Annotated in this window: 16 protein-coding genes; 5 read left to right on the top strand and 11 right to left on the bottom strand. The window is 66.8% G+C overall.

The annotated features are described in order from the left end of the window. Window positions 1–2: 2 nt before the first annotated feature. Window positions 3–1484: an aldehyde dehydrogenase family protein gene (locus tag AUL30_RS03080; RefSeq protein ID WP_062226338.1), complete on the bottom strand. Its 1482-nt coding sequence runs from the start codon at window positions 1482–1484 to the stop codon at window positions 3–5. 149 nt (window positions 1485–1633) lie between these two features. Here AUL30_RS03080 and dld point away from each other — a divergent pair, with 149 nt between their 5' ends. Further along, window positions 1634–3334, top strand: a complete 1701-nt coding sequence (dld, locus tag AUL30_RS03075) for a D-lactate dehydrogenase (RefSeq protein ID WP_062226337.1) — start codon at window positions 1634–1636, stop codon at window positions 3332–3334. Window positions 3335–3359: 25 nt separating this feature from the next. Here the strand turns inward: dld and AUL30_RS03070 are convergent, their stop codons facing one another. After that, on the bottom strand, window positions 3360–3809 hold the full coding sequence (locus AUL30_RS03070) for a winged helix-turn-helix transcriptional regulator (RefSeq protein ID WP_244490689.1): 450 nt from the start codon (window positions 3807–3809) through the stop codon (window positions 3360–3362). A gap of 71 nt (window positions 3810–3880) precedes the next feature. Between AUL30_RS03070 and AUL30_RS03065 the strand changes: the two genes are divergently transcribed. Further along, window positions 3881–4837 carry an aromatic alcohol reductase gene (locus tag AUL30_RS03065; RefSeq protein WP_062226336.1) on the top strand — a complete coding sequence of 319 codons (957 nt, stop codon included), beginning with the start codon at window positions 3881–3883 and terminating at the stop codon, window positions 4835–4837. Between the two features lie 37 nt (window positions 4838–4874). Here AUL30_RS03065 and AUL30_RS03060 read toward each other — a convergent pair whose 3' ends face one another. The 4 genes from AUL30_RS03060 to AUL30_RS03045 form a co-directional block, all read right to left on the bottom strand. Next, the gene (locus AUL30_RS03060) at window positions 4875–5906 is read right to left on the bottom strand and encodes an ABC transporter permease (protein ID WP_062226335.1); all 1032 of its coding nucleotides are present in this window, start codon (window positions 5904–5906) and stop codon (window positions 4875–4877) included. Next, window positions 5903–7483: a sugar ABC transporter ATP-binding protein gene (locus AUL30_RS03055; protein ID WP_062226334.1), complete on the bottom strand. Its 1581-nt coding sequence runs from the start codon at window positions 7481–7483 to the stop codon at window positions 5903–5905. The genes AUL30_RS03060 and AUL30_RS03055 overlap by 4 nt, the downstream gene beginning before the upstream one ends. Window positions 7484–7580: 97 nt before the next feature. Next, on the bottom strand, window positions 7581–8576 hold the full coding sequence (locus AUL30_RS03050) for a substrate-binding domain-containing protein (RefSeq protein ID WP_062226333.1): 996 nt from the start codon (window positions 8574–8576) through the stop codon (window positions 7581–7583). Between the two features lie 72 nt (window positions 8577–8648). Beyond that, complete coding sequence (locus tag AUL30_RS03045) at window positions 8649–9632, bottom strand: ABC transporter permease (protein ID WP_062226332.1); 984 nt, start codon at window positions 9630–9632, stop codon at window positions 8649–8651. A 202-nt stretch (window positions 9633–9834) separates the two neighbouring features. On the opposite strand from AUL30_RS03045, the gene dhaL reads away from it, so the two are divergent. Together dhaL and AUL30_RS19190 are read left to right on the top strand one after the other, a co-directional pair. Continuing rightward, the gene (gene dhaL / locus AUL30_RS03040; RefSeq protein ID WP_062226331.1) at window positions 9835–10503 is read left to right on the top strand and encodes a dihydroxyacetone kinase subunit DhaL; all 669 of its coding nucleotides are present in this window, start codon (window positions 9835–9837) and stop codon (window positions 10501–10503) included. Further along, window positions 10503–12554 carry a bifunctional sugar-binding transcriptional regulator/dihydroxyacetone kinase subunit DhaK gene (locus AUL30_RS19190; protein WP_083507632.1) on the top strand — a complete coding sequence of 684 codons (2052 nt, stop codon included), beginning with the start codon at window positions 10503–10505 and terminating at the stop codon, window positions 12552–12554. Before dhaL ends, AUL30_RS19190 begins: the two co-directional genes overlap by 1 nt. 9 nt (window positions 12555–12563) lie before the next feature. Here the strand turns inward: AUL30_RS19190 and AUL30_RS03030 are convergent, their stop codons facing one another. From AUL30_RS03030 to AUL30_RS03010, 5 genes are read right to left on the bottom strand one after another with little or no spacing between them, the layout of a single operon-like run. Beyond that, on the bottom strand, window positions 12564–13355 hold the full coding sequence (locus tag AUL30_RS03030; protein WP_062226330.1) for an SDR family NAD(P)-dependent oxidoreductase: 792 nt from the start codon (window positions 13353–13355) through the stop codon (window positions 12564–12566). 30 nt (window positions 13356–13385) lie between these two features. Further along, complete coding sequence (locus AUL30_RS03025) at window positions 13386–14345, bottom strand: ABC transporter permease (protein ID WP_062226329.1); 960 nt, start codon at window positions 14343–14345, stop codon at window positions 13386–13388. Beyond that, the gene (locus AUL30_RS03020; RefSeq protein ID WP_062226328.1) at window positions 14342–15844 is read right to left on the bottom strand and encodes a sugar ABC transporter ATP-binding protein; all 1503 of its coding nucleotides are present in this window, start codon (window positions 15842–15844) and stop codon (window positions 14342–14344) included. The genes AUL30_RS03025 and AUL30_RS03020 overlap by 4 nt, the downstream gene beginning before the upstream one ends. A 2-nt stretch (window positions 15845–15846) precedes the next feature. Further along, entirely contained in the window at window positions 15847–16833 is a 987-nt protein-coding gene (locus AUL30_RS03015) for an ABC transporter permease (RefSeq protein ID WP_244490687.1), read from the bottom strand. Between the two features lie 46 nt (window positions 16834–16879). After that, window positions 16880–17959, bottom strand: a complete 1080-nt coding sequence (locus AUL30_RS03010; RefSeq protein ID WP_157069832.1) for a sugar ABC transporter substrate-binding protein — start codon at window positions 17957–17959, stop codon at window positions 16880–16882. Between the two features lie 159 nt (window positions 17960–18118). Here AUL30_RS03010 and AUL30_RS03005 point away from each other — a divergent pair, with 159 nt between their 5' ends. After that, entirely contained in the window at window positions 18119–19171 is a 1053-nt protein-coding gene (locus AUL30_RS03005; protein WP_244490686.1) for a LacI family DNA-binding transcriptional regulator, read from the top strand. The last annotated feature ends 8 nt before the right edge of the window (window positions 19172–19179 follow it).

The raw sequence follows: 19179 nt of genomic DNA, 5'->3' as shown, positions 1-19179 counted from the left end.
GGTCAGACGCCGACGCCGTGGAACAGGCGGACATGCTTGAAGTTGAAATACTCCAGCAAGCCCTCGCGCCCGTGCTCGTAGCCGATGCCGCTCTGCTTGCGCCCGCCATAGGGCGCGTTCATGATGCCCGCATCGACATTGTTGATGGCGACATTGCCGTAGTCGAGCCCGGAGGACACGGCCTGAATATCGACCATGTCGCGCGCATAGAGGTAGGAGGCGAGGCCATAGGGCGTGTCGTTGGCAAGCGCGACCGCTTCGTCCAGCGTGTCGAAGGGCATGACCCCGACCAGCGGGCCGAAGGTCTCTTCCGTCATGACCTTCATGTCGTGGGTGCAGTCCGCGACAACCGTCGGTCGGAAGAAGAAGCCGTCGCGATAGGCTTCGCCCTCGGGCGCAGCGCCGCCGGCCACCAGCCGCGCACCCTTGGCGAGGGCGTCGCGGATATGGTCCTGCGTCTTGCCGAGCGGCTCCCCGGACGCCATGGCGCCAAGATCGGCGTCCGGCGTCTCCAGCCCGTTGGCGACGGTCAGCCGGTCGGCCGTGGCACCGAGCTCGCGCACGAAATCCTCATAGAGCGGGCGGGCGACATAGATGCGGTTGACCGCAATGCAGATCTGACCCGCATTCCGGAAGCCACGGCGGGCGGCGCCCTTGACGGCCAGCGCCAGATCGGCGCTCTGCGTCACGATCATCGGGCAGTTGCCGCCGAGTTCGAGCGACAGGCGCTTCACCTGCGGGCAGCTTTGCTGAATGTGCAGGCCCACGGCGCTCGACCCCGTGAAGGCGATCTTGTCGACGCCGGGATGCTCGACCATGGCCTGACCGACTTTGGAGCCTTTTCCCGTCACCACATTGACGACACCGGCCGGTATGCCGGCCTCCAGCGTCTTCTCGGCGATGGCGAGCGCCGTAAAGGGTGTCAGCTCGGCCGGCTTGATGATGATGGTGCAGCCGGCGGCAAGGCTGGCACAGAGCTTCCAGCCGACGAGTTCCGCCGGGTAGTTCCACGGCGTGATCGCACCGACGACGCCGATGGGTTCGCGCAGGACGAGGCTCTGATAGCCGTTCTGGTCGTTGGGCACGACCTCGCCATGCACGCGCGTGGCTTCCTCGGCATAGAAGTGGCAGGCATCGGCCAGCTTCAGGATCTCGCCGCGCGCTTCGTTGAGCGGCTTACCCTGCTCGGCCGTCATGATCCGCGCCATGGCATCGGCATCCCTGGCGATCGCATCGCCCAGCCGGTGCAGCGCATCCGCGCGCTTGCGCGCATTCAGCCGCGACCAAGACGTAAAAGCCCGCCGCGCCGCATCGACGGCCTCATTCAACTCGTCCACCTCGGTGGCCGGGATCGTGCCGACCTCCTGGCCCGTCGCGGGATTGACGACGGGAACGGCGGCGCCCTTCCCGGGCCGGAACGCCCCATCGATGAACAGGACGCCCGTAAGTCTGCCGGGAACTGGACTGTCCACTGGGTTGAGCATGATTCTGTCCTCCGAAATGTAGTGATACTACTAGCAAAGGGGATTTTCGCACGCAAGCGCCCGCCGCCCGGTATCCAACTTGACCGTGCAAGGGCGTAGGGCGTAGTTTTGCTATAATCGTTCACACCGCACAGGTTCAACATTCCATCATGTCCAGCATGCTCGTCGATGCGCTCCGCTCCGTCGTCGGACCCCGCCACGTCCTGACAGGGGAGGTGGCGACACGCCGTTTCCGGCGCGGCTACCGTTATGGCGGGGGAGCGGCAGTGGCCGTCGTCCGTCCCGGAACGCTCCTCGAAATGTGGTCGGCCCTGAAGCTCATCGTGGAGGCGCGGCACATCGTCATTTTCCAGGCGGCCAACACCGGACTGACCGGCGGCTCGACGCCGCAGGCGGAAGGCTACGACCGGCCCGTCGTCATCGTCAGCACGCTGCGCCTGAACCATCTGTCGTTGATCCGCTCGGGCGAGGAGGTCGTGTGCCAGCCCGGCGTGACGCTGGAGCGGCTGGAAGCCGCGCTCGCACCCATCGGCCGCGAGCCCCATTCGGTGATCGGCTCCACCTGCATCGGCGCCACGGTCACCGGCGGCATCTGCAACAATTCGGGCGGCGCCCTGGTGCGCCGCGGCCCCGCCTTCACGCAGATGGCACTCTATGCGCGCGTGGCGCCGGACGGCACGCTGGAACTTGTCAACAATCTCGGCATCGCGTTGGGCGATACGCCGGAAGAGATGCTGAAAGCCCTCGACGCGGGGCGGATACCAGAGGACCGGGTGAGCGATGCGGGCGGGCGCTGGGGCTCGGACCGCGAATATGCCCAGCACGTCCGCGACGTCACCGCCGCCAGCCCAGCCCGCTACAATGCCGATCCGCGGCGTCTCTACGAGGCGTCCGGCTCGGCCGGGCACCTGGCCGTCTTCGCGCTGCGGCTCGACACATTCGCGGCAGATCGCAAGACGCGCGTCTTCTATGTCGGCAGCCGCGATCCGGCGGAACTCGCCGCCATCCGCGCCGATATACTGACGCGCTTCGAGCACCTGCCCATTGCGGGCGAATACATGCACGAGACGGCCTATGATGCGAGCCGGCGTTACGGCAAGGACCTGTTTCTCTTCATCCGCACCTTCGGCGCGCGCCATGTGCCCAAGGCCTATGCCTGGAAGGGCCGCTTCGATGCCGTGACAGCCCGGCTCGGCCTCGGGACCGCCGTCTCGGACAGGATCCTGCAATGGATCAGCGATGTGCTCCCCAATCACCTGCCGCCGCGCATGGAGGCGTTCCGGGCGAGATATCCCCACCATCTTCTTTTGAAAGTGGGCGATGAAGGCGTGGCGGAAGCGTCACGCTATTTCGCGGAGCGTTTCCCGTCAGCCGATGGCGATGTCTTCGAATGCAACGAGACGGAGGCGCAGGCCGCGTTCCTGACGCGCTTTGCCGTTGGCGGCGCCATCGTGCGCTACCGGTCCGTGCATCCCAGAACGGTGGAAGACATCGTGGCGCTCGATATTGCCCTGCCGCGCAATGCCGTCGATTGGCTGGAAGTGCTGCCGCGTAAGATCGAGGAGAAGCTCGAGTTCAAGATGTATTGCGGCCACTTCCTGTGCCACGTGCTCCACCAGGAATATCTTGTGCGCAAGGGCGAGGATTGTGATGCCGTCAAGGATGCCATCCTGGCCCTGTTGACGGAACGGGGCGCCAAATACCCTGCCGAGCACAATGTCGGCCACCTCTATGCCGCCGACGAAGCGCTCGCCGCCTTCTATCGTGAGCTCGACCCGACCAACAGCTTCAACCCCGGCGTCGGCAAGACGTCCAAGCGCCTGAACTGGGGGTGCGATTGCGGGTGCTGACGGGCCGGCGTCCGGCCGTCGCCGGCTACGGCCGGGGGGAGGCTTCCTGACCGGCATCGCCCTGGTCGAAGCTCTGCCTCGCCTGGCGGAAGCCGTCGGAATTTGCCACGATCCATGTCCAGAGCGGGACCATCCGCACGAGGAATTCCAGGCCCGTTTCGGACAGGGCGTATTCCACGTGCGGGACCGTCTCCTCGAAGTCGTAGCGCAGGACGAGCCCATCACGCTCCAGATGGCGAAGGGTGCGTGTCAGCATCCGCTGCGTGATGCCGTGCATGCGGCGGCCGATCTCCGCATGACGCAATTGCCCATACATGCCGAGCGTGTGGATCACGCCGAGCGACCAGCGGTTGCCCGCATGGGCCAGCACTTCGCGGCGCACGCCGTCGTCATCGTCCCGCAGCCCGTCGCACACCGTCTGTGAATAGGTAAGGACGTCGTCCCGGCTCAGTGTCGAAACCGCAGTATCACCCATGTGCCCTTCTTTCGAGCTTATCCACGAATTGCCAAATGGGAGCGGCAATCGCATTGAAACGAGGTCGAGCTATGAATGATACACTCCGCAAGGTCGCGTCGCGCAATATCCTTGTGCTGGGCGCGGGCGAACTGGGCATGCCGGTCCTGCGCAATCTTGCGCGCCGCGCCAAGCAGATCGACGGCGCCAGGATCAGCGTTCTGCTGCGTGACAGCGCCGTCAGGTCCGTCGATCCGGCCAAGCAGCGCGACATCGCCGAAATCCGCGATGCAGGGATCGAGATCGTGCTGGGCGACCTCGTCCAAAGTTCGATCGATGAGCTGGCCGCCGTCTTTTCCCGCTACGACACGGTGATCGGCTGCGCGGGTTACGCGGCGGGCATCGACACGCCGATGAAGCTTGCCAGGGCCGCTCTGCAATCCGGCATTCCGCGCTACTTCCCATGGCAGTTCGGCGTCGATTTCGAGGCGATCGGCCGTGGCGGCCCGCAGGATATCTTCGACGCCCAGCTCGATGTGCGGGCGTTGCTGCGCGCGCAGGACCGGACCGAATGGGTCATCATTTCCACCGGAATGTTCATGAGCTATCTGTTCGAGCCGGAGTTCGGCGTGGTCGACCTTCAGAAGCGCGAGGTCCATGCCCTCGGCAGCCTCGACAATGCCGTGACGCTGACGACACCGGACGACATCGGCGCCTTGACCGCAGAGATCGTGTTCTTCGAGCCCACCATCGCCAACGAGATCGTCTTCCTGGCCGGCGATACCGTCACCTATGGTGAGGTGGCCGACAAGCTGGAACAGGCGCTGGGGCACCCCTTCGCGCGGTCCGTATGGACGGTTCCCTTCCTGATGGAGGAGCTGGCGAGCGATCCGACCAACATGATGCGCAAGTATCGCGCCGCCTTCGCCATCGGCCGGGGCGTTTCCTGGGAGAAGGCCGGAACATTCAACGCACGTCACAACATCCCGGTGACGGATCTGTCAGGCTTGATCGAGGCCGAGCTCGTGAAGGCACCGCACGAAGGCTGACCCTTATGGCCGGCGGCGCCCAAGCGTGGCCGGCCCCTCACGCACCCTTGCGCTGCAGGACGGAGAAGACACCCGCCGTCAGGATGAAGAGGCCCAAAATCGCCGTCTGCCAGCTGCTCGGTATGCCGACCAGGATCAGGACGTTGCTGACGAGGGTGATCAGAAGGACACCCAGCAGCGTTCCGACGACGGTGCCCGAGCCGCCCGTAATCCGCGCCCCGCCCAGGATGACGGCGGCGATCACCGACAATTCGATGCCGGCCAGATCGAAGGGATTGGCCAGCCGGTTGCTCGACACATGGATGATGCCGGCGATCCCCGCCAGCATGCCGGCCCAGGCGAAGACGAAGAGCTGCACCCGGGCGACGCGGTAGCCGAGCCGCTCGGCAATGTCCGGTCGCCCGCCCACCGCATAGATGGCCCGGCCGATGATGGTGAAGCGCAGCATGGCCCAGGTGATGAGGGCGGCGACGGCCAGCACCAGGACGAAAGCCGGAAGCTGTACCGTGAAGCCGTTCTCTGCCGTCCGCGTCATCAGGCTGATCTGCCCGAAACGGTCCATGGCCGGCGGAATGTTCATGAAGAGCGCTGTCCCGATGAAGGTCAGCAGGAAGCCGCGAAAGGCATATTGCGTGCCGATCGTCACGATGAGCGAAGGGGCCTTCAGGCTGTTGACGAGCAGGCCGTTGATGGTGCCGAGCAGCGCGCCGCCCATCGCCGCCGACAGGAAGATCAGCGCCATGCCCGTATCGGGCGCATAGATCGTCACCACTTTGGTGACGGCATACATGACGAAGGCCGCGATGGCGGAAAAGGACACGTCGAGGCCGCCGGCCGCGAGCACGACGAGAACCCCGAGCGCAAAGAGCCCACGCACGACCGACGCGCGCAGAATGTCGAACAGGTTGGCCAACTGCCAGAAGGCCGGGTTGGCAAGGCCGACCGCAAGGCAGATCAGGACGATCAAGACGGCCGCAAAGGCTTCGGGGCGCCGCCGGAAGAAACTCAAGGTCCGCCGGCCCGCTCCGGGCGTCGTTGCGCGCCCGTTCTGTACGGAAACGTCGCTCATATGTCCGTCCTTGCCGTCTGGCCGATGCGAAGCGCGGCTCCCATCATGTCGTAAAGCGTATTTTCGGTCAGGCGCGTCGCGTCCTCGCACGCCACCATCCGGCCTTTCTGCATGACGCAGATCCGGTCGCAGTTCTGCAGAAGCTCCGGCAGGTCGTCGCTGATCAGGATCACGGCCATTCCCTCATCCGCAAGCTTCTGGATGATGCGGAAGATCGTATCCTTGGAGCCGACATCCACGCCCACGGTCGGGCCGTGCAGGATCAGGAGCCGCGGCGCGATGGCCAGCCATCTGCCGATCAGCACGCGCTGCTGGTTGCCGCCGGAGAGCGACTGCACCGGCGCTGCGATATTGGGCGCGACGACCTTCAAGTCCTGCATCAAGCCGGAGGCGACGCTGGCGCTGCGCGCCCGGTCGACAAGGCCGAACCGGTTGCGCAGCGATTTCAGGATCGCCAACACGACATTGTCCTCGATGGACTTTTCCAGGAACAGGCCTTCGGTCAGGCGGTCTTCCGGCACGTAGCCGATGCCGGCGGCATTGGCATCTCCGGGGGAGGCGATGGCAAGGGCCGAACCGCCCAGCCGGATCGTGCCCGACGCGGCCGGCGCGACGCCCGCCAATGCCAGGGCCACTTCGTTGCGGCCTGAATCGAGCAGGCCCGTAATGCCGAAAATCTCGCCCGCCGCCACCTGAAAGGATATGTCGGCAAAGCGGCCGGGCTGCTCCAGTCGGTCGACCTCAAGAAGTGGGCCGCCAAGTTTGGGCGCATGGCGGTAGCGGCCTTCCTCCAGGTCGCGGCCCGTCATCCACTGGCCGAGCTCGCGCTTGGTTGGCTCGGCAATGTCGCATTGCCGGATCATCTGGCCATCGCGCATGACGATGGCGGTGCCGCCGATGGCCTTGCACTCATCCAGCTTGTGGGTCACGAACAGCACGGACACGCCGTCCGCATGCAACGTGCGGACGACATCGACGAGGTTCTCCACCTCCTTGCGCGTGAGCGAGGTGGTCGGCTCGTCCATGATGACCAGCCCCGCGCGGCCGGCAATGGCGCGCGAAATGGCGACGAGCTGCCGGGTGGCGATGGGCAGATCCTCGATGCGGCGGGTCAGGAAGCTCGTCTCGGTCGGCAGGCCGACGCGGGCCAGCGCATCGCGCGCGGTGCTGCGCAGGCGGCCGCTCGCAACCGGGCGGAACAGGCGGCCGTCACCCTCCACCAGCTGGCGCGCCAGGCCGACATTTTCCTCTACCGTCAGGTTGGGGAGCAGCGACAGGTCCTGATAGACCGTCTCGATGCCGGCCTGCAGCGCGCGGATGGGGTCGAGATCGGTCCGCGGCACGCCATCGATCAGGATTTCGCCTTCGGTGGCGGGCTGGGCGCCGGACAGGATCTTGATGAGGGTGGATTTCCCGCAGCCGTTCTCGCCGAGCAGATGATAGGTCTGCCCGCGCTCGATGCGGAAGCTGACGCCGCGCAGCGCGTGTACGCCGCCATAGCGCTTGTGCAGGTTCCGCACCTCCAGGAAGGGTGCCGTCTGCGGGGCCGTGCCGTGTTGCAAGGCGTCTCGATCCATTCTTCGGGGCGCGGAGGTCGCGGCCGCCTGCGGGTTGGGGGGGCGGGTTGCAGGGTGCCGCGCCGACATGTCGCGCGGCACCCTGCCAGTCAGGCGATCAGAACGGGTAGTCCTTGTAGTTTTCCTTGGTCACGTCGACCCAGGCCTGGCCGCGCACGATCACTCCGTCGCCGGGGCCCTTCGTGACGCTGACCTTCTCGTAGCCTGGAACGCCGAGGTCCATCCCGTCGGTGATCTCTTCGCCGTTCAGCACCTTGTGCGCCAGGATGTTCATGACATAGCCGGCATCCTTCGGATCCCAGAAGGCGATGCCGTCCACCGCGCCGGACTCCAGATACGGCCCGGTGTCGCGCGGCAGGCCGAGGCCGTAGACGCAGATCTTGTCCGACAGGCCGGCTTCCTCCACCGCGCGGCCGATGCCGATCACGTCGATGGCCGAACCGCCCTGGAAGCCCTTGATGTCCGGGTGAGCGCGCAGGATCTCACGCGCCAGCTCATAGGCGCGGTTGGCATCGTTGAAGGATTCGTTCTTGGGCGAAACGAGCTCCATGCCGCTGTGCTTCTTGGCATTCTCCGCGCCGCCATCGGCCCATTGCACGTGGGTCAGGCTGCCGAGCGAGCCGACGAAGGAGGTCCACTTGCCTTCCCCGCCCATGCACTCCGCAAGCTGTTCGTTGAAATGCGCGCCGAAGGCGGCATTGTCGAAGGCTTCGAGGTCGACCTGCGTGTTCTGCAGATTGTCCGCCTCGTGCGTGATGACCTTGATGCCGCGCTGCTGCGCGCGCCGCAACACGCCCTCGAGCGAGGAGGGGTCCATTGGGACGATGGCGATGGCGCCGACACCCTGCGCCACCAGGTCTTGGACGATGGCCGCCTGCTGCGCGGCGTCCGCCTTGGCCGGGCCGACCTGGCGCGTCGTCACGTCGGAATGCTCGTCACCATAGGCTTTGACGCCTTCCTCCATGCGGGTGAACCAGTTCTCGCCCGTCACCTTGACCACGGTCACGATGCTCGGTTGCGTCTGCGCGGCGAGCGGCGTTGCGGCCAGCGTGCCGAGGGCGACTGTCGCCAGAAGGGCAGAAATCTTGCGCATTCTCATCAATCCTCCACATGTCCCCCGGTCGATCCGACTGCCCGCGCGAGGGACGGCGCGAGCAGGGCTGTGTCAGTTCCGCGCCCTGAGATAGGGCTGCAGGTCGATGCGCGACGTCGCCAGGAACAGGATGAGCAAAAGCCCCCAGGCGCAGTCGCGGAAGAAGTTCGAGATGTTCATGAAGTTGAAGAGGCTGGAGAGCATCTGCAGCGCGATGGCCGACAGGACGACGCACAGGATGCGTCCGTAACCGCCGGATGGCCGCACGCCCGCCATCACCACCGTCAGTATGGCGATCAGGACGTAGGACGTTCCGTAATCCCACTTCACGCTGGATGTGCGGGCCGCGATCACGAAACCGGCGACGGAGGCGAGCACGCCCGACAGCATGTAGGTGACGAAGAGCATGCGCTTGACCGGGATGCCGGCAAAGAAGGCCGCCGTCGGGTTGCTGCCCATCAGGAACAGGCGCTTGCCGAAGCCCGTGAAGCGCAGCACCAGCGCCAGTATGGCCGCCAGGCCGATAAAGAGCGCGAAGGGCAGCGGCACGCCGAGATAGGGCATGTTTCCGAAATCGTCCATCGGCAGGATGAAGCCGAGCGGCTGGGCCGAGCCGCCCGTCAGGCCCACCGCAAGGCCGGTGAACAGGAGCTGCGTGCCGAGCGTCGCGATGATGGGCGTCAGCCCGGCAAAGCCGATCAGGCAGCCATTGACCGCGCCGCCCGCCAGCCCGGTCAGGAGCGCAATGGCGGCGAAGGTCAGCGTATAGGCGAGCGGGGCGGCATCGGCGGTTGCGACATAGGGCGTCAGAAGCACGGCGATGACGCCCGAAAGATTGGCCAGCGCGATGCCCGACAGGTCGATGCCGCCATTCCCCGAAATCATGGCAAGGGCCACGCCGAGCGCCAGGAGCCCGAGTTCAGGAACCTGTGCGCCCATGGATTGCAGATTGAACAGCCCGGTGAAGGATGTCCCGACCAGGACGAGCGCCGCCAGAATGATGAGCGCATTCACGCTCACCAGAAAACCAAGCTGGCGGTCCAGTTGCCTGACCATGTCCCTCTGTCCTCCCCGTGCCGTCCGGCACGGCCGGAACGCGCGACCGCCTGCGGCGGCTGATGTGGCGCTCCATCGCCACAGGGTTAGACTACGCAAGGGCTGACATATGTCAATCACCATTCGAATAATGACAAGATGGCTGGCGGTGCGTTTGCTCTAAGGGCTTGCTTCCAGGCCTGCCTTCGGCCGAACATGCGCCATGGACAGGATCGACTCGGACGGCTTCGTCGACATATTGCGCGTCGTGTCCCGCCGCATCGCCGATGCGCGGGTGGAATTGGGAGAGCTCGACGGCGCGATCGGCGATGCCGATCACGGCGCCTCGATGGCGGAAGGATTTGCCGCGGCGGTGCGCGCGGCGGCGGAGGCCGCGGCGGGTGGCGCAGGCTGCGACGAAATCTTGCGGCCGGCGGCCGTCGCCTTCCTGAATGCGGTGGGCGCCACGACGGGGCCGCTCTATGCCAGCGCGTTCCTGCGCGCGGCGCGCCGCTTCGACGGACAGACTGTGCTGCCGCCCGATGCCATGGTCGATCTGGTGATCGCCATGTCCGAAGGCATTGCCGAGCGTGGCAAGGCCGAGCCGGGCGACAAGACCATGATGGACGCCTGGGCGCCCGCCGCACGCGCCGCCACGGCGGCACGCCTGTCGGGCGCATCGCCGCTTGCCGCACTGGCTGCCGCCTCTGCCGCTGCCAGCGCCGGGCGCGATGCAACGCGCGCCATGGTCGCCTCCAAGGGCAGGGCGGCGCGCCTCGGCGAGCGGGGGATCGGCCATCTGGACCCAGGCGCGGCATCGGCGGTCATCATCATCGATGCGCTTCATGAAGGCTTGTCGGCCGCGCTCCTGCGCCATGGCGGGGTGGCCTGATGCCGCCGCGGCCCGCCGGCAAAGGGGTGGCGGACGGCGTGGCGGCCATGCCGCTGCGCTTCGGCGACGACGCGCTGCTCTGGGCAGCCTGGCTCTATTACGAAGAGGGCATGACGCAGGGCGACATCGCGGCCGAGATGGGCGTGTCGCGCGCGTCGGTCAATGCCTATCTGGCCGATGCGCGCACACGCGGGCTCGTCAGCATCGAGATCGAGCCGCAGCGTTTCCGCGCCTTGTCCATCGCCGCGGCCCTGAAGGATCATTTCGGGCTGCAGGATTGCCTCGTCATACCAACCGAGGGCGGGGAGCGCTCGCTGATCGCCAGGCTCGGCGCCGCCGGCGCCCAGGCGCTCGGCCATGCCGTCCGCTCCGGCGATACGATCGCCGTCACCTGGGGGCGCACCATGCTGGCCCTTGCCGACGCCGTTTCGGTGGCGGGACTGCAGGATATGCGCGTCGTGCAGGCGACGGGCGGAACGACGGCCAAGATCGCCTGGACGCCGGAGGCCTGCGCCTCGCGGCTGGCCGAGGCGCTCGGCGCACGATGCATCCCCCTGTCGGCGCCGGCCATCGTGTCGAGCGCCGCGGTGCGGGATGTGCTCCTGCAGGAGCCTGTGCTTGCCGAGCAGATGGCCGTGTTGCAGGAGGCATCCTGCATCGTCTTCGGCATATCGTCCCTGCGGCCGGAGAGCACCATTCATACGAGCGGCTTCTTCGACGGCATGTCGCAGCATGCGCATTACCAGGACGCCGTCGGGTGCCTCGCCGGTCGCTTCATCTCGGCGCGGGGCGAGCCGGTGAGCGGCCCGCTCGACGGCCGGACGATCGGCATCGACCTGTCCGCGCTCAAGGCCGTGCCGCGCCGCATGGCGGTGGCGGGCGGCGTCGACAAGGTGCCGGCCATTCTGGCCGCGCTGCGTGGTGGCCACGCCAATGTCCTGGTGACGGATGTGGTGACGGGGCGCGGCATCCTGACGGCGGAAGGCTACCAGGATACGCCGCGGCGCGGGGCGCAGGCGGCCGACAAGCCGCTGCAGGCGCGTACCCGCGTGAAGAAGCTCGTGAACCGCCCGCAGGACGTGGTGGACGAGGTGCTGGCGGGTGCGCTCGCCGGGCATGAGGACCTCATCGCCCCCATCCCATCGGCGCCGCGCGCCGTCCGGGCGCTGAACGGGCCGCGCCCCGGCAAGGTCGGGCTGGTCATCGGCGGCGGCTCGGGCCATGAGCCGGGCTTCTGGGGCTATGTCGGCCAGGGGCTGGCCGATGCCGCGGCCGTGGGCAACATCTTTTCCGCCCCGCCGCCCGATCCGATCCTGGCCTGCACGCGGGCTGCGCATGGCGGGGCGGGCGTGCTCTACCTCTACGGCAACTTTTCGGGCGATGTGATGAACTTCGACATGGCGGCGGAACTTGCCGCCGCTGAAGGCATCGATGTCCGCTCCGTCGTGACGACGGACGACATCGCCTCCGCGCCCGAGGAAACGCGCGCCGCCCGGCGCGGCGTTGCGGGCAACGTCTTCGTCTTCAAGGTTGCGGGTGCGGCCGCCGACCGGATGCTGCCTTTGGACGCTTGCGAGGCGCTGGCCCGGCGCGCCAATGCCCGCAGCTACACGATGGGGCTGGCGCTCGAGCCGGGTTCCCTGCCGGAGACGCGGCGGCCGAGCTTCGTGCTCGGCCCGGACGATATGGAGATCGGCGTCGGCGTGCATGGCGAGCCGGGCGTCTTCCGCCACCGGCTCGGCACGGCGGATGCGGCGGCCGACATGCTGATGGACCGGATCTTGAGTGAAATGCGCCCGGCCGAGGGCGATCGTGTCGCGGTGCTGGTCAATTCGCTCGGCGGCACGCCGGCCATGGAGCTCTACATCATCTACCGCCGCGTCCGTCAGCGGTTGAAGGCCCGCGGCATCGGCGTGGAGCGCAGCCTGATCGGGCCGTACTATACGTCGCTCGACATGGCGGGCGTATCCCTGTCGCTCCTGCATCTCGATGACGAGATGGCCGATCTCCTCGGCCATCCCTGCCGGTCGCCCGCCTGGACGGTGGGCTGAGCGCCCCGGTCAGATGGTCTTGTGCATGCCGCCATCGACGAAATAGGTCGAGCCGACCGAGTAGCTCGCCTTGTCGGAGCACAGGAACACGAAGAAATGCGCCAGTTCCTCCGGCGTGCCGAAGCGCTTGATCGGCGCGTGCTCGTCAGCCACGTCCTGGAGATAGGCCTTGTAGTCGCCGCCGGTTTGCGCGGTGAGCTGACGGGCGGTCTTGATCCAGTCGGGGGTGAGGATCAGGCCGGGGTTGACGCAGTTCACCCGGATATTGTCCGGGACGAGTTCGGTCGACAGGCATTTGGAAAACATCATCAATGCCGACTTGGTCACGTTGTAGATCGGCTCGTACCAGAGCGGCTGAACGGCGCAGATGGAGGCGTTGTTCAGGATCACGCCGCCGCCGCGCCGCTTCATCTGGGGGGCGATGCCGCGCGCCAGGCGCACCGCGGCCATGACATGCAGGTCCCAATAGGCCTGCCACTTTTCGTCGGAAGCCTCCATGACCGTTTCGTTCGACCCGGTCCCGGCATTGTTGATGAGGATATCGGCGCCGCCGAACCTGTCCTCGGCCGCCGCGATCACGGCCTGCGTTCCCTCGGCGGTCGCCACATCGGCTGCCACACCCACGGCCTTTACGCCGTAGGCACCGGCGATCCGCTCCGCCTCCGCGGTGACCCGGTCGGCCTGGCGCGCCGCCAGAACCAGATCGACACCCTCGGCCGCAAGTCCTTCCGCGATGGCGAGGCCGATGCCGACGGACCCTCCGGTGATGACGGCGACCTTGTTCTTCAAGCCCAGATCCACGGGTGATCCTTCCTGTTTTTTCGCGTTGTATTATTTGGCAATGAGGATGTTGGCGCGGTCCATCGTCACCGCGACGGCGAAGATGAGCACCAGACCGAACACGATCTGCTGGGCGAAGATATCCACGCCCAGGAAGGTCATGCCGATGCGCACGACGGAGACGATCAGCGCGCCGACAAGCGTCTGCGCGACGCCGCCGACCCCGCCGGTGATGGCGGTTCCGCCCACGATGACGGCGGCGATGGCCGGCAGGAGAAGCTGGCTTGCCCCGGTGGGCGAGCCGCTGGTCAGCCGGGCCGCGAGCATGATGCCGGCCAGGCTGGCGAAGAGGCCGGACAGGCCGAAGGCCAGGACCTTCTGCCGGCTGACCCGGATGCCCGAGGCACGGGCGGCTGGCTCCCCGGCGCCGATGGCGGTGGAGTAGCGGCCGAAGCGCGTGTAGCGCTGGATATAGACGCCGATCGACAGCGCGACCGCCGCCACGAGGACGATGTTGGGCAGGCCGAAGCTGACGCCGGAGATCCAGCCGAGCAATTGCCGCTCCGCCTGGCCGATGCCGATGGCACGGGCGTCCGACACGTAGAGCGCGATGCCCGACACGACGCCGCCAGTGGCGAGCGTGGCGATGAAGGACGGGATGCGCAAGGCCACATGGACGATCCCGCTGCACAGGCCCACGGCAAGCCCGGCGCCCAAGGCCGCCGGGAAGGCCAGCCAGCCGATCTGCGGCAGGAGCAGCGCCGTCAACACGCTGGCGAGCGAGGCGACGGCCGGCACGCTCAGATCGATGCTGCCGAGCATGATCACGAAGGACAGGCCGGCCGCCAGGACGAAGAGCGTCGACGTATCCGCCAGGACGATCAGAAGCGTCGAGGCGCTGGCAAAGCCGGGCGCGAGGACCGCGACGACGACGGCCGCGAAGATCAGGAAGAACAGGGGCGCCAGAAGCTTCAGGCGCGCCACGGCGACGGGAGAGGGGAGGCCACTCATACCATATGCTCGATCAGTTCGACCTGCGAAGGCTTGCCGCCGGCCGGGGCCGGTATGCGCGCGGTGATGGCCCCGTCCTTCATGACGAGGATGTTGTGCGACAGGCCGATCGTCTCCTCCAGCGTATCGGCGATCAGGAGGATCGCCGCGCCGCTCGCGGTCAGCTCGCGGATTAGCCGGAACACTTCCTGCTTGGCGCCGACATCGATGCCGCGCGTCGGATGATCGAGGATGAGGATACGGGATTTGGCCGTCAGCCATTTGGCGAGGACCACCTTCTGCTGGTTGCCGCCCGACAGGGATTCGCACAGCGTGGCAGGGCCGGGCGCCCGGATGGCCAGCCGGTCGATCCAGCGGCGCGCCAGGCTGCGCTCCTTGCCCCTGTCGATCCCAAACGGGCCCTCGGCGCTGTCGAGTCGCGCCAGCGTGATGTTGGCGGCGATGGGCAGCATCATGACAAGGCCTTCGAGCCGACGCTCGCTCGGGATGAAACCGATGCCGAGCGCCACGGCCTTGTCCGGCCCGTCCAGGGAAACGGGCGTATCGTCCACCAGCAGGGTGCCGGCGGCGATGGTCTCGAAGCCGAAACAGGCGCGGATGAGTTCCTCGCGGCCAGAGCCGATCACGCCGGCAATGCCCAGAACCTCGCCTTCGTGCAGGGCAAGGTCGACGCCCTGGAAGGCCCCGGCCACACCGAGCTTGCGGGTTTCCAGAAGGACGCGCTCGCCTGGAGTGCCTTGCGCCGATTCCAGATAGTATTCGCCTTCGACGGCGCGGCCCACCATGATGCGGTGCAGCTCTGCGGGGCTTGCCTCAGCCGCCGGCATATGCGCGACCACGCCGCCATCCTTCATTACATAGATGCGGTCGCTGATCGCCAGCACCTCGTCCAGCCGGTGCGAAACGAAGACGAAGCTGGCGCGGCTTTTGAGTGCGCGCATGCGCTCGAAGAGAATGTCGATCTCTGCCTGTTCGAGGACCGATGTCGGCTCGTCGAGGAGGATCACCAGATCGCCCTCCACGCGGTCTTCCAGCGCCAGGGCCTTGGCGAGTTCCACCATCTGGCGCTGGGCGAAGCTGAGCTTGGATGCGGTGATGGCGGGATCGACCGACAGGCCGACCTTGTCGAGCTGCCGCCGCGCCGCCGCGTTCATGGCGGCCCAGTCGATCAGTCCGAAGCGCAGGAAGGCGTCGTCCTGGCCGAGGAAGATGTTTTCGGCAACCGAGAGGTTCAGGATCAGCGATTGCTCCTGGAACACCATGGCGATGCCTTGTGCATTGGCATGTGCCGGGCCGCTCAGCGCGATGGCTTTGCCAGAGCGCGTCAGCGTTCCCGATGTGGGCTTCTGCGTGCCGCACAGAATGCGCATCAGGGTCGACTTGCCGGCTCCGTTTTCTCCGACCAGGCCGACCACTTCGTTGCGTCGGATCTCGATGTCCACGCCCTTCAGGGCATGGACCGGCCCGAAGGATTTGGTGAGGGACTGTGCGGTCAGCATGGCTATTTGACCACCCGCAGGCCGGCGCGGTCCAGCGAGAGCGCCACTGCCGCGATAATCAGGACACCCTGCACGCCCTGTTGCAGGTAGGGCGGAATGCCCAGAAGGATCATGCCGTTGGCCAGAACGGCGACGACCAGAACGCCGATCATGACGTTCAGCACGTTGCCATGGCCGCCGAGCAGCGAGGTGCCGCCCACCACGACGGCGGTGATCGTCATGAACAGGCGCCCCTGGCCAAGATCGGCATTGCCCTGGCCGAGCTGCGCCGCCGCCAGGACGGCGCCGAGCCCGTAGAAGGCGCCGGCCAGCATGAAGACCATGATCTTGGTGCGCCGGACGGGAATGCCGGACAGGGCGGCGAGATCCTCGCCGCCGCCGATGGCGTAGATCCGGCGGCCAAGGCGCGTCCGGCGCTGGATGATGACCGCCAGGAGCACCGCCAGAACGGCGATCCAGACGCTCAAGGGAAGGCCGGCCAGGCGCGTCAGCGCCAGCGAGCGCAGGGAAGACGCCCGGATGGCGAGGGTTCCGCCGCCGCTGATGAGCGTCGCCGCGCCGATGCCGATGAACCAGGCACCGAGCGTGACCATGAAGGACGGGATTTTCAGCGCAACATGGACCGTGCCGCTGAACAGGCCGACGGCCGCGCCGGCCAGGATCGCCGCGGCGGCACCCGCCAGGCTGGCGCCGATGCCGGCCTGGTCCCCGATCACGCTGGCCAGAAGCACGGCGGCAACCGCGATCACGCCTTCCACGGACAGGTCGATCCCGCCCGTCAGGATCACGAAGCTGACGCCGATGGCCAGGACTGCCGGGATGGCCGCCGAGGACAGGATGCGCGTCAGGTTGCCGAGCGACAGGAAGTTTTCCGACGCCAGGCCGAAGCCGATGCACAGGAGCACCAGCACCGCCAGCGGCGCCACCTTGCGGATGAGCGGCAGGAACGGGTGCGCCATGGCACCCGCACCGGCATGGGTCGATGCCATGGCGTCAAACTCCCTTTGCGACGTACGGGTTCAGCGCCCCGTGGGTTCAACCCTCGCGGATCTGGCCGCTGGCGCGTCCCCACAGGTCGTTGAAGTCGAGCTCGGGCGTCGCCTCGATATTGGTGCGGTAGAACTCCTCCGCACTGTCCTTGGTCACGACGGTCGCGGTGCCGTAGAACTCCCGGTGATCACGCGGTTCCTTGGCAACGTCGAAGGTGCCGATCCGGGCATGGTAGGGAATGGACAGGCCCATCGCCCCTTGCCAGAACGGATCGGACGAGACGGTGGCGGCGAATTCGCCCGACCGGACCGCTTCCACGGCGGTCTTGATGCCATCGATGCCGACAATCGGAACCTGCCCGTCCAGCCCTTCGGCGCGGAGCGCCTCCAAAGCGCCGACGCCCATATCGTCATTGGCGCACCAGATGCCCTTGATGTCCGGGCCGAAGCGCGTCAGCCAGGCGCTCACCACGTCGAAGGCCTTGGCCGACTGCCAGTCGGCAACCTGGAAATCCAGGAGCTCCACGTCCGGGCTCGCGGCCAGCGCGGCATCGAGCCCGGACTTGCGCTCGATGGCCACCGTGTTGGACAGGGTCCCGCCAAGGGCCAGGATGCCGCCGCTGCCGCCGATCGTCTGGAACAGGATCTTGGCGATCTCCTCGCCATAGCGCTGGCCGTCGAAGCTGACATGGGCGACGTAATAGGGGTCGTGATCCCAGGGGTGCAGGTCGGCCGGCTTGTTCCACTGCGTCAGCACATGGGCGCCGGCATTGATGCAGGCTTCCACGATGGGGCGCGCATCGGCCGCATCGTTGGGATCGACGTTGACGACGGCATTGCCGCCGGTGCGCGCCAGGACGGCGCGGATATCGGAAATGCCCTTCTCGCTGTCTCCCTCGGTGACGAGCGTGACATACTCGCAGCCGACGCTCTTGGCGAAAGCCTCGCCGCCCTGGTTCCAGGAAGCGTGGTAGGGGTTGGACAAGGACCGGATCGAGTTGACGAGCGTCGGCTTGTCCTGCGCGAAGGCGCGTCCGCCGGCAAGGCCCGCAAAGGCGCCGAGGCCGACCAGGCCGACGCCGCCCTTCAGGACCGAACGCCGGGTCGTCGAAATTTGAGTCTGCATATGTCGGATCATCATCATCGTCCCTCCCAGTACGATATGTGATTGACTAGCTAGTCAATTCTTGTGACTAGCTATGCACGGGCGAGTTTTTATCGTCAATCCCTTTTTCTGCGGCTAGGAAGATGTTGCATCGCCGCGCCTGCGGCGCGGCGGGGGACCATGGGGCAGAAGCTTGAGATCGAACCGGACCGCATGAAACCGGACAAGAAATACGCGTCCTCCACGGATGTCGCGCGGCTGGCCGGCGTATCGCAATCGGCCGTGTCCAGAACCTTCCGGCCGGGCGCGTCCGTGTCGGCCGAGACACGGCGCAAGGTCCTGGCCGCCGCGGCCGAGCTCGGCTACACGCCGAGCCTCATCCCGCGCATCATGCTGACGCAGCGCTCGCATCTCGTGGCGATCGTCTTCGGTGGCCTCTACAATCCGTTCTATTCGAGCGTCCTCGAACTCTTCACGGCGCGGCTGCAGGAGGAGGGGTGGCAGGTGCTGCTCGTCCATGTGGATAGCGGCCACAGCTTCGACGATGTGGTGCCCAAGCTGTCCAGCTACCGGGTGGACGCCATCGTCAGCGCGCTCGCGCTTCTGTCGGCAGAGGCGGTGGCGCTTTTGGAAAGCCTGCGGATCCCCGTCATCTCCTTCAATACGCCGGTCCGCAACGCCTGGATATCATCGGTCAGCTGCGACAATTTCGGCGCCGCAGAGCTCATGGCGCGCCATATGCACGAGCGCGGTGCGCGGCGCTTCGCCTATGTGTCGGGCCCGGTGAACAGCCCCGCCAACATCGACCGCCGGCAGGGCTTCGAGGCCGGGCTGCGGGCGCTCGGCCTGCCCATGCCCGTGGTGGCGGAAGGCGATTTTCGCTACGAGTCCGGCCGTGCGGCAACGGAGCGCCTGCTTTCCGAAGGGGCAGACTTCGACGCGCTCTTCTGCGCCAATGATCTTCTGGCGCTCGGCGCTCTCGATGCGCTGCGCGCCCACGGCCGCAGCGTACCGCAGGATGTGATGGTGGCGGGCTTCGACGACATTCCCGCCGCGTCCTGGGGGGCCTACGAGTTGACCACCCTGGTTCATGACGGCGAGCGGATGGTGGACACGTCCATTTCCATCCTGCACGCCGCCACCAACATGCCGCCGGATCCGCACGACATGAGCGTGACGGTGCCCGCGCGCCTGATCGCCCGCCGGACGACGGATCGCCGTCCGGCGGGCTGAGGCAAGGG

It is taken from the genome of Aureimonas frigidaquae, from assembly GCF_001463905.1.
Lineage (GTDB): Bacteria > Pseudomonadota > Alphaproteobacteria > Rhizobiales > Rhizobiaceae > Aureimonas > Aureimonas frigidaquae.
The sequence above is the reverse complement of the archived record's forward strand: the minus strand, read 5'-3'. Positions and strand labels throughout refer to the sequence as shown.